Origin of the sequence: Nonomuraea sp. NPDC003804, assembly GCF_040610675.1 — a bacterium.
GTDB lineage: Bacteria > Actinomycetota > Actinomycetes > Streptosporangiales > Streptosporangiaceae > Nonomuraea.
In genome coordinates this window covers 11341-26168 of sequence record NZ_JBEXMT010000015.1, presented here as the reverse complement: position 1 = coordinate 26168, position 14828 = coordinate 11341, and the positions used below count along the sequence as shown (strand labels likewise).

The following is a 14828-nucleotide window of genomic DNA, read 5'->3' as shown; positions in this document are numbered from 1 at the left end:
GCCACCCTAGGGCGCCTCGCCGGCCTTCCGGCATCACCCTCACAGGAGGATCAGGATGCCCACGCCCAGCGTGAGGTCGAGCACGCCGCACCACTCGGCGAGTGACCTGCTCACGACGGCGTTCGCCCGCCAGTGGTGCCAGTCCCATACGGCGTGCGCGATCAGGGCGCCGGCCACCAGGTATCCCGCCGCGCCCGGCACCACGTATTCGGCCGTCACCGCGAGCGCGCCGAAGGCGAGCATGGCCGGCACCTGCCATCCGGCGGGCGGCGCGCCGCGGAACCGGCCGGCCAGCAGGGACCCCACGACGAGTACGAGCGCGGTGCCGACCAGCACCGGCCACGGATCGCCGTCGAGGACCCGGAACCCGAACAGGACCGCGACCAGCACGCCGAGAGCCGGCCACGCGACGCCGCGCCTGCCGGCCAGCGCGCAGGCCTGGTAGACCATCGCCGACAGCAGGACGACCACCGCGAGCTCGCGGCCGTCCTTCAGGTCGGCGAGGTTCACGGCGGCGAAGGCCAGGGCGAAGCAGGTCGGCCAGCGCGCGGCCAGGGCCCTCCCCACCTGGCCGAGACGGGACAGCGGGTGCGTGCCGTTGCCGGCTGATACCGGAGCAGGACGAGTCATGGGTCCACGGTGCCCCGGCGCGCGGCCCCGGCCGCCGATCCGGACGAGCAGATGTCCGAAAACCTGGGATGCCGGTCTTTCCGGCAGGGGAACCTTCCTGCCGGGGTCCGTCTCACGGCCTACGGCAGGTCGGCAGTCCCTCGCGGTAGGTCGGGTAGGCGGGCGTCCACCCCAGCTCACGCTTGGCCCGCTCCGAGGAGATCCTGATGCGGGTGCCGGCCATCAGCGCGTGCATGTAAGGGGTCGCCCTCAGCATCCACGCGGGCAGCCGCATCGGCGCCGCCGCGCCCGCGACCTCGGCCAGCGCGCCGACATACGTGTCGAAGGCCACCGGCTCGTCATCGGCGATGTTGTACGGCCGGCCCGCCGTACCCCGCTCCAGCGCGGCGACGGTCGCCGAGGCCGCGTCCCCGATGTGGATCAGCGAGACGACCCCCGCGGGGCGGACGGCCGGCAGCAGGCGCTTCCTGGCCATGTCCATGAGCGTCCAGGTGGAGACCTCCGGGCCGTAGAACATGCCGTAGCGCAGCGCCACGCCCTCGATGCCCGGGGTGGAGAAGACCTGTTCCTCGTTGGCGCGCATCGAGCGCATGTGCACGTCGAAGGCCCTGCCCTGGCCGGGCTCGGCGAACGGGCGGTCCTCGGTGACGGGCTCGTCGCCGTGGTCGCGGTAGCCGTACCCGAGGAAGAACGACTGGGTGACGAAACGGTGCGCGCCGACCTTCCGGGCGGCCCGCAGCAGGTGGGCCGTGCCCTGGTCGCGCAGCCGGTCGGTGGCGTGGAGGTTCCGGTGGAACATCGGCATGCCGGTGATGGCCGTGGCCTGGTGGATGACCGCGTCGGCCCGCAGCCCGCCGACCGCGGCCAGGAGCGCGTCGCCGTCCATCAGGTCGGCCACGACGGGCGTGGCTCCGGCGGCGACGAGCCTGGCCGCGCCGCGGGCGGACCTGGTGATGCCGAGCACGTCGTGGCCGGCCTCGCGAAGCTGGGCGACCAGCGCGGTGCCGAGGGTGCCGGTGGCGCCGGCGAGCAGCACTCTCATGCCTGACCTCCCTTGCGCAGCGCGCGCAGGCGCGCGACGAGCGCGATCCCGGCCAGGGCCGAGAAGAGCGCCAGGACCCACCAGTCGGAGGGACGGCCACCGCCGAGCTTCAGGTCCAGCGCGTGGTTGACGGCGTGGAAGGAGTTGGCGAAGACGAACCCGGTGAGCACCACGGCGATGACGTCCCGCCACCACAGGGCGGCGAGCATCATGACGCCGATGCCCATCTGGAACACCCCTGCGTCATGCAGGAAGTGCACGTGGTTGGGCCAGTTGGCCCAGGCGGCGAAACCGGCCGGGTCGATGCGCATCCATATGCCGGTGACGAGCATCGTCGCCGCCGAGACGACGATGGCGATCCTGATGAAGAGATCTCGCACGATGGTTCCTCTCGTTGGGCTTCCACGAACAGGACGGGCCGGACGAGAGCGGCTGTGACACGACATGCCGGTGATGTGGATCACAGATCACCGGGACCTGTGCTGAACGGATATCTATGCACAAACTGGGCACGGGTCGGGGTGGGGAGACGCCATGACAATGCGGGGAGGAATCATGACCGATACCCAGACTCGCCCGTCTGAGGCGCGCCCGTCCGGCGAGCTCACGCTCGACCTACCGCTGGTCACCATCCAGGTCCGCCGGCCGGCGCTGCGGATGCCGGCCATGCCGCACATCGAGCTGCCGCACATCGAGCTGCCGCATCTGGAGCTGCCCAGCCGCCAGGAGGTCGGTCATGCCGTGGATGTCGCCCGGACGTTCCTGCCTCCGCCCGAGCGCATCGCCTACTACGGCGCGCTGGGCGCGCTCGCGGCGTTCGGCGTGCTCGAGTGGCCGGTGGCGGCCGCGATCGGCGCTGGAACGATGATCGCGCAGCGCAGGCGCGAGGAGCGGGACCGCGAGGTGAAGGCGTTGCCGCCCACCGCGACGAGCACCGCCGACACCACCGCGCCGAGGACCGCAGCACCGAAGACCGCAGCGCCGAAGACCACCGTGCCGAGGACCACGGTGCCGAAGACCGCAGCGCCGAAGAGCACCACGGCGAAGGCCGACACAGGGAGGGCTGACACGGGGAGGGCTGACACAGGCAAGGCTGACACAGGCAAGGCCGACCCGGCGAAGACCGTGACGGCGAAGGCCGACACAGGCAAGGCCGATATCGCGAAGTCGGACACAGGAAAGGCCGACACAGGGATGTCGGACACGGAGAAGGCCGAGGTGGCGAAGGCGAGCACGGCGAAGACCACTGCCGCGCGGGGTTCCGCCAAGCGCAGGGCCGCCTCCACCGGCTCCCGGGCGCGCTCGGGCGGGTGAGGCCGGCCTCCTCCAGGCCGCGGAGTTGCCGGTCGCGCGTCGCCCAAGCCCCCTGACTCTTACCGGGACGGCGCCGCTTCCCGGCGCCCGAGCCCATGCGGTTGGACCGCTACGCGCAGCTGGGACATCGCGTCGCGCAGGCGGTCCGGGCCGAGCCCGGCGTAGCCGATGACGAGCCCGGGGAAGGCCGCTCTGCCGTACGCCGGCAGCGGGTCGGTGTCGATGCCTGTGTCCCCCTGCGAGAGCGGCATGGGCCGTCCCCTCTGGCAGGACCCCACCTGCGGCCCGGGCGCTTTCGCGCGGCGGCGCGAACGGCCGGCGAGTCCCGGCGGGAACGGCCGGCGGCGCTCAGTGCGGTCGTCCTCGTCGCGGGCCGGTCGTGCGCGTCGATCAGCTCGCCCGCGTCAGCGGGCAGCGGTGGGTCTCCCGCCGCTCCCGGCTCCAGGCGTCCCCTCCGCCGCCGAACGCAACCCCCGCCGCGGGACCGGCATCAGGATCGACAGCAGGGTCGGCCTGAGCGAGGCCGTCGTGGACCGCGGCGCGGGCCGGCAGCGCCCGGTCATCGGCGTGCGGTCAGTGCGCCTTCTCGCCCTTGGCGTTGAGGGCGTACCACTCGGCGCCGAAGGCCTCCTTGTCGTGCCCGTACACGTCGCCGGGCTTCTTGTCGTCGTGGTAGCGGTAGAGCGGCCACTTGCCGTAGACGACCTGGGTGCCGTCGTCGGTACGGTCGGCGGTCTTGAGCAGGTCGGCCTTGGCGCCTTCCGCGGCCTTGGGCTCGCCCTTGGTCAGGTAGGGCGGCCACTCCTTGGCGCACGCGTCGTAGCAGGTGGGCTTGCCGTCCTTGTCCTTCTCGAACATGTAGAGCGTCATGCCCTTGTCGTCGACAAGGATCTTGCCGATGCTCGACGACGCGACGCGGACCGCGGCCGGTTGCATGGGCGTGGCCACGGCCGGGTGGACCGCGACCTGCTCGGAGGTGCGTTGCTCGGCTGTCCCGCCGCAGCCCGCGATCACGAGGAGGGCGGCAGCCGGCACGAGTAGTTTCCTCATGGAAGCACAACGTAACCGGTCGCCCGCCGGTTCAGCCGGACGGCTCCGGCGGGCAGCCGTAAAGCTCTGGCGCGGGAATGGTCAACGCCGTGGGCGGGCGGTGCCGCGCCATGCGGCCATGGATCGGGGTGAGACGTGCCGGTCTCACCGGGAGAAGAGCCGGTCGAGATGGGCGGTGAGCAGGTCCACGGCCGTCTGACCGGCGTACTGCCCGGCCAGCACGCTGGACTGCAGTCCGGTGATCAGCGCCAGGAGGATGGCGGCCGCCGTGTGCGGGTCCTCGCCCGCGGTGACCTGGCCCGCCTCGTCGCCACCGCGCGCCACTACGCCTGGGGGTTCGCCTGCGGCATCGGCCTGTACTCCCCGAACTGGATCCGCAGGCCGCTCGCCCGGCTGCTGCACACCCCGTCGTTGCACCGCGCGGACGACATACTGCCCGCGATCGCCGGCACCTACCTCTTCGAGCAGGCGCTCCCGCCGATGGTGCCGCTCACGGACGACGAACTGGCCGCGATCAGCACGCCCACCCGGGTGCTGTTCGGCAAGCACAGCACCATGCAGGACTCGGCCGCGGAAGCCGAACGGCTGCGGCGCCTCCTGCCCGCGGTGGAGGTCGACGTGGTGCCGGGCACCGGCCACTCCATCGCGCTCGACGTGCCCGACATGGTCAACGACCGGATCCTGGAGCACGCCGCCCGGGTCGGCGGCCGCTCACGGGAACTCAGGCCGCACCAGGACTGAAGACGGCAAGCCGGGACGATCTAGAACGGGTGGTGTCGTCCGTTGTCGCGGTGGGGGTGCACAGGACCGCGTCGAACGCCCGCGGAACAGGTGTGTCCATGGTCGCGCTCTGTGATCGGACGCGTTCCAGCGACGCCCACCGCAGGGTCGGACGAGCGCAGGTCCGTCAAGGTGACGGCCGCGTCGAGCCCGGCGTCGGCGAGGGCCAGGCGTCCCGTCACGTTCGTGTGACCATGACGTAGAGCAGCAGCACGGCCAGGACCAGCAGGGCGGCGCCCAGGAACAGGGGGAACAGCCGTCTCCTGGCCGGCTCGGCGCCTGGGGACGCCCGCTTCGACAGGCGCGCCTGCCTGGCCGCCAGGGCGTCCTGCCAGTCTGCGAGCGTGTCGCGGTCCGTGAACCTGCGGATGATCAGCAACAGGAACGGCAACGCCACGCCCGCCATGGCCATGGCGGCGCCGGGCACCCATCTGGACGTGGTCATCGTCAGCCGGATCCCGCCGACGACCAGGACGACCGCGAGCCCGAGCGCCACGGCCGAGCGGCGGGTCAGGTTCATCGCCACCGCGGCCTTGACGGCCCCGAACGCCACGGACAGCGCGCTGATCCCCAGCTCCGCCGCCCCCTCGCCGTCGGCGAGCCACTGCTCGAGATAGCGCTCGCGCCGCGCCTTCCCGGGCAGGAGCGCAGCGGCTGTGACGATGATGCCCCGGCTCAGCGCGTCCACCTCAGACGCCCGGCTGCGGCTGGGGCAAGCTCTGGCCGACCGGCCGGCGCGCGGTCGCGTACGTGGCGACGACGCGACGCGCGGCGGGCAGGGCGTCCCCCGTCAGCCGGTAGAGGCGCCGGCGGGGCCCTTCCCGCGCGGAGTCCGGCTCCCAGGTGGAGATCACCCATCCGCTGCGCTCCAGCCGGTCGAGTACGAGGTAGACGGTGCCCGGGGCCCGACCTGACGCCTTGATGATCTCCAGCCCCCAGCGTGCGTCCAGATCGGCCATCAGGGCCTCGATCACGTCCGCGGTAGCCGGTGTGATCCTCGACAGAGGCTGCATGATCGCCACTCTATTTCCCGCGTGGGGGATGTGGACGTGGTCGGGCTCCGCTCTTCCCGGTGCCCGGGCCGTCCTCGATCGCCGACAGGACCGTCGCCTCGATCTCGTCAGACGTCGGCCGTCAAGGACCCCGGACCCGGATGATTGGGGACCTTTGTCCCTGGAGTGTCGACTGCACCGGTGGTGGACTCAGGAACCGTCCACTGCCTGGAGATCCGAAGGGCGACACCGTGTCGATCACCGATTACTTCACCCATAGTTTCCGCGCCGAGCACCGCCGGCTCCGCGATCTGTTGCTGTCGCTGGTGGACGCCTTCCGGTCCGGGGACGCGGCTCGGGTCAGGACCTTGGTGTCGTGCGTGTCGGCCGCGGCGGGGCCGTCCTTCCGCTACGAGGAGGAGGCCATGTATCCGGGCCTGGTCCCCATCGTCGGCCGGGAGCACGTGGCCAAGCTGTTCACCGACCACGACGGCGCCATCCGGGAACTGCGCGAGCTGAACGACGTGTCCCGAGCCGCCGAACTGGACACCGAGCGGGGTATCAGGCTCACCCGGGCGCTGCTGCGGCACGTCAGCGACTCCGACGGGCTGGCGCTCATGGCGGAGGTCATGCCGGAGGACGACGTGGTGCACATCCTGGCGTCCCGTGACGCCGTGGTCGAACGCGACCTCGACGTGCTGGCGTGGGCGGACCAGGTGCGGGGTCGGCGTGTCTGAGCCGCGGCCGGTCCTCATCCAGGGCGGGATGGGCGTCGGCGTGTCCGGATGGCGGCTGGCCCGGGCCGTGGCGCTAACCGGGCAGCTGGGTGTGGTCTCAGGGACCGCCCTGGACGCCACGCTGGCCAGGCGGTTGCAACTCGGTGACCCGGGTGGCCACGTGCGTCGGGCGCTGGCCGCGTTCCCGGTGCCCGAGATCGCCGATCGGGTCCTCGGCCGCTACTTCGTCCCGGGCGGTTCGGGCGCCGGCGTGCCGTACCGGCCCATCCCGCGGCTCGGGCTGCGCGGCAACCGGTCGCGGGACGAGCTGACCGTGGTGGCGAACTACGTGGAGGTCCTGCTGGCCAAGGAGGGGCACGACGGTCAGGTCGGGATCAACTACCTGGAGAAGATCCAGCTGGCCACGCCCGCGGCCGTCTACGGCGCGATGCTCGCCGGTGTGGACCACGTCCTGATGGGCGCGGGGATTCCCGCGGAGATCCCGAGTCTCCTCGACGCTCTCGCGGCACATCGGCCGGCCGGGATCTCGGTGACCGTGGCGGGCGCGGAGGACACGCGGCACTCGGTGGGTCTCGACCCGGAACGGCTGCTCGGCCGCGGCCTTCCCGCGCTCCGGCGTCCCCGGCTGCTCGCGATCGTCTCCTCGCACGTCCTGGCCGCCTACCTGGCGCGGTCACCGCGGACCCGGCCGGACGGCTTCGTGCTGGAGTCGGCCGTGGCGGGCGGGCACAGCGCGCCACCCCGAGGCCCGTTCGCCCGTCCTGACCTGTTCGAGCTGGTACGGCGAGGCCGCGACCTGGGCCTGGCGCCCGCCGTCTCCCCTTCGGCCGCGCCCGCGCTGACGGCCGGGAATCCGGCCCGGCTCCATCACGCGGGTGCCGCGGCGATCTCGCTCAGCCTCGACGGCGCCACACCGCGGCGGCACGACGACTTCCGCGGCTACGACGGCGTGTTCCTCCGCACGATGTCGGCCTGCGCAGCTCGGCGGGAAGGGTCGGGCTCATCGGGGAGCGGCGTGTCCGCCGTCCGCCGATCGACGTCAACGCCGGTCGCGGCTTCGTGTTCGTCTCCCACACCGGGACCGTGCATCCGTCGGGTTTCCTTCCCCTGCCGGCGGGCGACGTGTGGGAGCGGCCGCCGGCCGACATCTACCGGACGTCGCCGCTCTTCCTCGCGCTGCGCTATCCGAGCCGGCTGACGGGATGCGAGTTCAGGCTGATCTGCGGCGGTTCCCGGTCACGCGCCTACGCGTCGCGAGGTGACGTGTTCGGCGAGGAGCCGTGGTGCTCCTACCACCGGCCGGTATCCCGGCTCCTCCGGCTTCCCCCGGGGAGCGTCTCGACGGCCGGTCGGAGCCGATCCAGAGCACCCACCCTGTCCGGCACTGGAGGACACCGTCCGGGCCTGCGCCTGGAGGGCCGGTGGAGCGGTCTGCGGAATCTGCGGGACCGGGCCGAGCGGCTGGGAGGGCGCTTCACCGTCGGAGCACGCCAGGACGGCGGCACCCTCCTGCGCCGGCAGGTCCCTCTGCCGAGAGCCTGAAGCGGACCTACGGCCGCGCGGGCCTGGTCAGGCGGCGGCGATAGACGACGTACGGCCGCCACAGATAGGCCACGGGCGCCGACCACACGTGCACCAGCCGGGTGAACGGCCACATCGCGATGAACACCCACGCGGCCAGGGCGTGCAGCTGGTACACCAACGGCACGCCGGCCATGATCTCCGAGTCGGGCCGGAACGTCAGGATGCCCCTGAACCACACGGCCACGGTGGCGCGGTAGTCGTACCCGCCGCCGAGCAGGTTGCGCCCCACCGTCTCGGCCATGCCCAGCACGATGACCACCGCGAACGCGGCGAACATGGCCTTGTCCATCCGCGTGGTGGTGCGCCGTACCCGGGGGTTCACGAACCGGCGCGCCAGCAGCAGGCCCAGGCCCGCCATGACCATCACCCCGGCGACCGTCCCCGCGGCGATCGACACCACGTGGTAGAGATGCTCGGAGACGCCGACCGCCTCGGTCCAGCTCTTGGGCACCAGCAGGCCCACGACGTGCCCGCCGATGACGGCGAACATGCCCAGGTGGAACAGCGGCGAGCCGAGCCGCAACAACCTGCTCTCCAGCACCTGGGTGGTGCGGGTGGTCCAGCCGAACTGGTCGGTGCGCCAGCGCCAGACGTGGCCGACGACGAAGACCGTGATGGCGATGTAGGGGATGACGACCCAGAGCGCGACGCTCACGGCCGCACCTCCGTTCCGGTGAGGTACTCGGGTGGGGCGAAGGGGGCCAGGCCGACCTCCTCGTCGGGCGGTCCGGCCAGGGCGAGGTCGGCGACGGCGGACCGCTCGGCCGCCGTCAGGCCGGGCAGGACCGCGCAGAGCGCGTCCATCACCAGCGCGTACGGCGAAGCCGCCTCGTGCAGCGCCGTGCGGATCAGCTCGAGGCCCTTGCGGTGCTGGCGCAGCGGCGCTTCACCGGTCGAGGGTCCGGCCAGGGCGGCGAACTCGCACACCAGGGGCAGGAAGTCGGGCAGCTCGTCGTCGGGCGGGGTGAGCCCGGAGACGCGGTAGCGCTGCTTGAGCGTCAGCAGGGCCATGCCGCGGCGGCGGGTGTCGCCGTGCAGGTAGTAGGTGAGGTAGAGGCTGGACCTGCGGCGCAGGTCGAAGGTCTCGACGTAGGCGCGTGCCAGGGACGCCGGGTCGGCCTCGCCGTACCAGGTCGTGAACTCGGCGAGCGCCTCGCGTGAGGGGGAGGGCGGGAGCGCGGCGACGGCCTGCCGCAGGTCGGCGCGGGCGGCGAGCAGCTGCTCGTCGGGGTACTGCAGGAGCAGCGAGACCAGCCGCAGCAGCGTCGCGCGGTCCTGGGCGACCGGCGCCGGGCGGCGTGACAGCAGTTTCACGTGGGTTCCTTCCTGACGAAGAGCTTGAGCGCCATGCGCCCGTCGGAGCGGCGGCCGGTCACGCCGGTGGGGTGGAAGTCGTTCATGCCAGGCCCGCCCTCGACGTCGAGGCTGCAGCCGTCGGCCTGGGCCGACAGGGCGGCGGCGTCCTCGCGGTGGGCGGCGGGCACCACGTAGCGGTCGTCGTACTTGGCGATGGCCAGCAGCCGGTACATCTCCTCCATCTCGGCCGCGGTCATGCCGGTGGCCTCCAGCAGGTCGGTGGCGACGGTGCCGTCGAGGGTGCGGTCGCGCATGTAGGCGCGCATGGCCGACAGCTTCATCAGCACCCCGGCCACGACCTCGGTGTCCCCGGCGGAGAACAGGCCGGCCAGGTACTCCAGGGGGATGCGCAGGTCGGTGATGGCGTGGAAGACGTTGTCGGGGTCGTCGGCGTCGGCTCCCATCCCGGTCACGGCGTCGAGCACGGGCGACAGCGGCGGGATGTACCAGACCATCGGCAGCGTCCGGTACTCCGGGTGGAGGGGCAGCGCCACGCGGTACCGCATGGCCAGCTCGTAGATGGGCGAGCGCTGCGCGGCGGCGATCCAGTCCTCGCTCATCCCCGAGGCCCGGGCGGCCGCGATCACGTCGGGGTCGTGGGGGTCGAGGAAGACCCGGCGCTGGGCCTCCAGCAGGTCCTTCGGGTCGGGGACGCCGGCCGCCGCCAGGACGGCGTCGGCGTCGTAGAGGATCAGGCCGATGTAGCGCAGCCGTCCGACGCAGGTCTCGGCGCACACGGTCGGCTGGCCGGCCTCGATCCGGGGGAAGCAGAAGGTGCACTTCTCGGCCTTGCCGGTCTTGTGGTTGACGTAGACCTTCTTGTAGGGGCAGGACGAGACGCACATGCGCCAGCCGCGGCAGCGGTCCTGGTCCACCAGGACGATGCCGTCCTCCTCCCGCTTGTACATCGCGCCCGACGGGCAGGCGGACACGCAGGCCGGATTCAGGCAGTGCTCGCAGATGCGCGGCAGGTGGAACATGAAGGTCCTGTCGAACTCCATCTTCACCCGCTCGGTCATGGCGGCGAGGTTGGGGTCGGCCGGGGCGTGCTCGGGGGCCCCGCCGAGGTCGTCCTCCCAGTTGGCGCCCCACGTGATGGCCATGTCCTGCCCGGTGACGGCGGACTTGGGGCGGATCACCGGGGTGTGCGGCCCCGCGGGGGCGTTGACGAGGGTGTCGTAGTCGTAGGTGGCCGGCTCGTAGTAGTCGTCCAGGCTCGGCAGGTCGGGGTTGGCGAACAGGTTGACGAGCCGCCTGATCCGGCCGCCGGCGCGCAGTTCGAGCCGTCCGCGGCGGTCGAGCCGCCAGCCGCCCTTCCAGCGGTCCTGGTCCTCGTACCGCTTGGGGTAGCCGACGCCGGGCTTGGTCTCGACGTTGTTGAACCAGACGTACTCCACGCCGTCGCGGTTGGTCCAGGTCTGCTTGCAGGTGACGGAGCAGGTGTGGCAGCCGATGCACTTGTCCAGGTTCATCACCATGGCCACCTGGGCGAGGACGCGCATCAGTAGGTCACCTCCTGCCCGCGGCGGCGGATCACCGTGATCTCGTCACGCTGGTTGCCGGTCGGGCCGTAGTAGTTGAAGGCGTAGGTGAACTGGGCGTAGCCGCCGATGAGGTGGCTGGGCTTGAGCAGCAGGCGGGTCAGCGAGTTGTGGACGCCGCCGCGCCGTCCCGACTTCTCCGTCAGCGGCACGTTCACGTTGCGGTCCTTGGCGTGGTACATGTACACGGTCCCGGTGGGCATGCGGTGGGAGACGACGGCGCGGGCGACGACCACGCCGTTGCGGTTGTAGGCCTCGATCCAGTCGTTGTCCGCGACGCCGATCGCCGCGGCGTCGGCCACGCTCATCCAGATGGTGGGCCCGCCGCGCGAGAGCGCCAGCATGTAGGCGTTGTCCTGGTATTCGGAGTGGATGGACCACTTGGAGTGCGGGGTCAGGTAGCGGACGGTGACCTCGGCCGCGCCGCCGTCGCCCTGCTCGCCGTAGTGGCGGTGCATGTTGAGCGGCGGGCGGTAGGCGGGCAGCTGCTCGCCCAGCTCGGTGATCCAGTCGTGGTCGAGGAAGAACTGCTGACGTCCGGTGAGGGTGTGCCAGGGCTTGTCGCGTTCGACGTTGACGACGAAGGCCGAGTAGCGGCGCCCCCCGGTCTCCGAACCCGACCATTCGGGTGAGGTGATGACCGGCTGCGGGCGCGACCGGGTGTCGGCGAAGGTGATCCGCTTGCCCTCGTGCTCGGCCGCCAGGTCGGCCAGCCGCGTGCCGGTGCGCCGCTCCAGCGTCTCGAAGCCCTGCGTGGCGAGCCGGCCGTTGGTGGTGCCCGACAGGGCGAGGATCGCCTCGCACAGCCGCTCGGCCGTGGCCAGCGAGATCCGCCCCTCCGGGGTGACGCCGTTCTGGCTGCGCAGGTAGGTCAGTTCGGGGTCGACCCGGTAGGTGATGCCCTTGGTCGTCAGGCCCAGCTCGGCGAACAGCGGCCCCACGGACCGCACCCGCTCGGCCACGGCCGCGTAGTCGCGCTCGACCGTGACGATCTTCGGCATCGTCCGCCCGGGGACCGGCTCGCACTCGCCGTACTTCCAGTCACGCACCCGCCCGCCCGGCTGGGCCAGCTCGTCCGGGGTGTCGTGCGTCAGGGGTACGGCAAGCACGTCGGTGCGCCGCCCGAGGTGCCCGGCGGCCAGCTCGGAGAAGCGGTCGGCCAGCGTCAGGAAGGCGTCGTAGTCGCTGCGGGTCTGCCACGGCGGCGCGATCGCGGGGTTGAAGGCGTGGATGAAGGGGTGCATGTCCGTGGTGGACAGGTCGTGCTTCTCGTACCATGTCGCCGCGGGCAGCACCACGTCCGCGAACAGCGCGGTCGAGGTCATCCGGAAGTCGATCGTGGTGAGCAGGTCGAGCTTGCCCTCGGTGGCCTCCTGCCGCCAGGTCACCTCGGCGGGCCGCAGGCCCTCCGGGGTCTCCTCGTTGCGGGTCTCGGCGTCGGTGCCGAGCAGGTGCCGCAGGAAGTACTCGTTGCCCTTGCCCGAGGAGCCGAGCAGGTTGGCCCGCCACACCGTCAGCACGCGCGGGAAGTTGGCCGGATCATCCGGGTCCTCGGCGGCGAACCGCAGCCGGCCCGCCTTCAGCTCGTTGACCACGTACTCGGCCACCGGCAGACCGGCCGCCGCGGCCTCGTCGGCCAGCTCGAGCGGGTTGCGGTTGAACGTGGGGTGCGAGGGCAGCCAGCCCAGCCGCGCCGCCTGGGCGTTGCAGTCGGCGAAGGACCGGCCGGCGAACATCCCCGACCCCAGCGGGCTGGCCAGCTCGTCGGCCTTGATGCGCTCGTAGCGCCACTGGTCGGTGGCCAGGTACCAGAACGCCGTACCGGCCATGTGCCGGGTCGGCCGCTGCCAGTCGAAGGCGAAGGCCAGGTGCTGGAAGCCCGTCACCGGGCGCACCTTCTCCTGGCCGACGTAGTGCGCCCAGCCGCCGCCGTTGACTCCCTGGCAGCCGGTCAGCAGCACCAGCGTGAGGAAGGACCGGTAGATCTGGTCGGAATGGAACCAGTGGTTGGTCCCCGCGCCCATCGCGATCATGGACCGGCCGTCCGTGCGCTCGGCGTTGCGGGCGAACTCCCTGGCGATCCTGGCGATCGTGGCGGCGGGGACCGAGGTGATCTCCTCCGCCCAGGCGGGAGTGTACGGCTGGGCCGCGTCCTCGTAGGACTCCGGCCACTCGCCCGGCAGGTCGCGCGCCACGCCGTACTGGGCCATGAGCAGGTCGAAGACGGTGGTGACCAGCAGGCCGCCGACCTCGGTCGCCGGCACGCCGCGGCGCATCACCGAGCCGCCCTCGGTGGCGCCCTCGTCGAAGCGGGGCAGGTCCACCGGCACCGCCTGGGTGCTGCGATCGATCAGGCTCAACACCGGCTGCTTGCCGTCCAGGCCGAGGTTCCAGCGGCCCTCGCCCTCCTGGCCCCACCGGAAGCCCAGCGAGCCGTTCGGCACGACGGTCTCACCGGTCTCGTCGTCGAGGAAGACGGTCTTGAACTCGGCGTTCTCGCTCTGCTCGCCCAGGTCGGCGGCGGTGAGGAAGCGGCGCGGCACGTACGCGTGGCCGCGGCGCTCCAGCGTCACCAGGAACGGCAGGTCGGTGTACTTGCGGACGTAGTCGGTGAAGTACGGCACCTGCCGGTCACGGAAGAACTCGGTCAGCACCACGTGCCCCATGGCCATGGCCAGCGCCCCGTCGGTGCCGGGGTGCGGGGCCAGCCAGTCGTCGGCGAACTTGACGTTGTCGGCGTAGTCGGGACTGACCGCGACCACCTTCGTGCCCTGATAGCGCGCCTCTGTCATGAAGTGGGCGTCCGGGGTGCGGGTGACCGGGATGTTGGACCCCCACATGATCAGGTAGCGGGTGTTCCACCAGTCCGCGGCTTCGGGAACGTCTGTCTGGTCGCCCCAGACCTGCGGGGAGGCGATGGGCAGGTCGGCGTACCAGTCGTAGAACGACAGCAGCGTCCCGCCGATCATGGACAGGAACCGCGTGCCGGCCGCGAACGACGCCATGGACATGGCCGGGATCGGCGAGAAGCCGGCCACGCGGTCGGGGCCGTATTCCTTGATGGTGTGCACGTGCGCGGCGGCCATCAGCTCGAGCACCTCGTCCCAGGTGGAGCGGATGAAGCCGCCCTTGCCTCTGGCCCGCTTGTAGGCGCGCGCCCGGTCCGGGTCGCCGGTCAGCTCGGCCCACGCCAGCACGGGGTCGCCGAGCCTGGCCTTGGCCTCGCGCCACATCTCCAGCAGCACCCCGCGCACGTAGGGGTAGCGCACGCGCGAGGGCGAATAGGTGTACCAGGAGAACGACGCGCCACGGGGGCAACCGCGCGGCTCGTACTCCGGCGAGTCCGGCCCCACCGACGGGTAGTCGGTCGCCTGGTGCTCCCAGGTGATCAACCCGTCCTTGACGAACACGTTCCACGAGCACGAGCCGGTGCAGTTCACGCCATGCGTGGACCGCACCACCTTGTCGTGGGCCCAGCGGTCGCGGTAGAAGCGGTCCCACGCGCTGGGGTCTATCTGGTGCAGGGTGCGCCCGTCGGCCGACACCTCGGCCTTGGTGAAGAACGTGCGGGCGGCGAGCAACGGCCCCATGCCGGGGACGCTGCCGATACGAGGTACGCCATCGGGCTTTGTGGTCATGGATCATCCTCATCGCGAAGAGCAACAGGCATGCTCAAGGGTTCCGGTGATCGGTGACGTGACGGCAGGGACCAAAGTCCCTTTCCGCACGTCCGATCGGCCTGACGCGGGTCGAGCCGGCGGCGGTGGCGCGGAATGTCACCTGACGGGCCACGGATCACGTG

15 protein-coding genes are annotated in these 14828 nt (G+C 71.7%); 4 read left to right on the top strand and 11 right to left on the bottom strand.

Annotated elements, in window-relative coordinates:
- Positions 1–39: 39 nt before the first annotated feature.
- The 3 genes from ABZX22_RS21155 to ABZX22_RS21145 form a co-directional block, all read right to left on the bottom strand.
- On the bottom strand, positions 40–630 hold the full coding sequence (locus ABZX22_RS21155; RefSeq protein WP_354911535.1) for a hypothetical protein: 591 nt from the start codon (positions 628–630) through the stop codon (positions 40–42).
- Between the two features lie 112 nt (positions 631–742).
- Complete coding sequence (locus tag ABZX22_RS21150) at positions 743–1672, bottom strand: NAD(P)-dependent oxidoreductase (RefSeq protein ID WP_354911533.1); 930 nt, start codon at positions 1670–1672, stop codon at positions 743–745.
- Positions 1669–2052, bottom strand: coding sequence for a hypothetical protein (locus ABZX22_RS21145; protein WP_354911530.1), 384 nt, complete (start codon positions 2050–2052; stop codon positions 1669–1671). The genes ABZX22_RS21150 and ABZX22_RS21145 overlap by 4 nt, the downstream gene beginning before the upstream one ends.
- A gap of 175 nt (positions 2053–2227) precedes the next feature.
- On the opposite strand from ABZX22_RS21145, the gene ABZX22_RS21140 reads away from it, so the two are divergent.
- Positions 2228–2986, top strand: coding sequence for a hypothetical protein (locus ABZX22_RS21140; RefSeq protein WP_354911527.1), 759 nt, complete (start codon positions 2228–2230; stop codon positions 2984–2986).
- Between the two features lie 59 nt (positions 2987–3045).
- Here the strand turns inward: ABZX22_RS21140 and ABZX22_RS21135 are convergent, their stop codons facing one another.
- The gene (locus ABZX22_RS21135) at positions 3046–3237 is read right to left on the bottom strand and encodes a hypothetical protein (RefSeq protein WP_354911525.1); all 192 of its coding nucleotides are present in this window, start codon (positions 3235–3237) and stop codon (positions 3046–3048) included.
- Between the two features lie 322 nt (positions 3238–3559).
- Entirely contained in the window at positions 3560–4036 is a 477-nt protein-coding gene (locus tag ABZX22_RS21130) for a hypothetical protein (RefSeq protein WP_354911522.1), read from the bottom strand.
- A 135-nt stretch (positions 4037–4171) separates the two neighbouring features.
- On the opposite strand from ABZX22_RS21130, the gene ABZX22_RS21125 reads away from it, so the two are divergent.
- The gene (locus tag ABZX22_RS21125) at positions 4172–4777 is read left to right on the top strand and encodes an alpha/beta hydrolase (RefSeq protein ID WP_354911519.1); all 606 of its coding nucleotides are present in this window, start codon (positions 4172–4174) and stop codon (positions 4775–4777) included.
- Between the two features lie 217 nt (positions 4778–4994).
- Here ABZX22_RS21125 and ABZX22_RS21120 read toward each other — a convergent pair whose 3' ends face one another.
- Entirely contained in the window at positions 4995–5504 is a 510-nt protein-coding gene (locus tag ABZX22_RS21120) for a hypothetical protein (protein ID WP_354911517.1), read from the bottom strand.
- 1 nt (position 5505) lies between these two features.
- Positions 5506–5829 carry a helix-turn-helix transcriptional regulator gene (locus ABZX22_RS21115; RefSeq protein ID WP_354911514.1) on the bottom strand — a complete coding sequence of 108 codons (324 nt, stop codon included), beginning with the start codon at positions 5827–5829 and terminating at the stop codon, positions 5506–5508.
- A gap of 230 nt (positions 5830–6059) precedes the next feature.
- Here ABZX22_RS21115 and ABZX22_RS21110 point away from each other — a divergent pair, with 230 nt between their 5' ends.
- Positions 6060–6545, top strand: a complete 486-nt coding sequence (locus ABZX22_RS21110) for a hemerythrin domain-containing protein (protein WP_354911511.1) — start codon at positions 6060–6062, stop codon at positions 6543–6545.
- Positions 6538–7743, top strand: a complete 1206-nt coding sequence (locus ABZX22_RS21105; protein ID WP_354911508.1) for a hypothetical protein — start codon at positions 6538–6540, stop codon at positions 7741–7743. Before ABZX22_RS21110 ends, ABZX22_RS21105 begins: the two co-directional genes overlap by 8 nt.
- 351 nt (positions 7744–8094) lie before the next feature.
- On the opposite strand, the gene narI is transcribed toward ABZX22_RS21105, so the two are convergent.
- From narI to ABZX22_RS21085, 4 genes are read right to left on the bottom strand one after another with little or no spacing between them, the layout of a single operon-like run.
- Entirely contained in the window at positions 8095–8784 is a 690-nt protein-coding gene (narI, locus tag ABZX22_RS21100; protein WP_354911505.1) for a respiratory nitrate reductase subunit gamma, read from the bottom strand.
- Positions 8781–9443, bottom strand: coding sequence for a nitrate reductase molybdenum cofactor assembly chaperone (narJ, locus tag ABZX22_RS21095; protein WP_354911503.1), 663 nt, complete (start codon positions 9441–9443; stop codon positions 8781–8783). The genes narI and narJ overlap by 4 nt, the downstream gene beginning before the upstream one ends.
- On the bottom strand, positions 9440–10987 hold the full coding sequence (gene narH, locus ABZX22_RS21090) for a nitrate reductase subunit beta (RefSeq protein ID WP_354911502.1): 1548 nt from the start codon (positions 10985–10987) through the stop codon (positions 9440–9442). The genes narJ and narH overlap by 4 nt, the downstream gene beginning before the upstream one ends.
- Positions 10987–14616 (bottom strand): nitrate reductase subunit alpha, encoded by a 3630-nt coding sequence (locus ABZX22_RS21085; protein ID WP_354911996.1) that lies wholly within the window; start codon positions 14614–14616, stop codon positions 10987–10989. Before ABZX22_RS21085 ends, narH begins: the two co-directional genes overlap by 1 nt.
- Positions 14617–14828 lie beyond the last annotated feature (212 nt).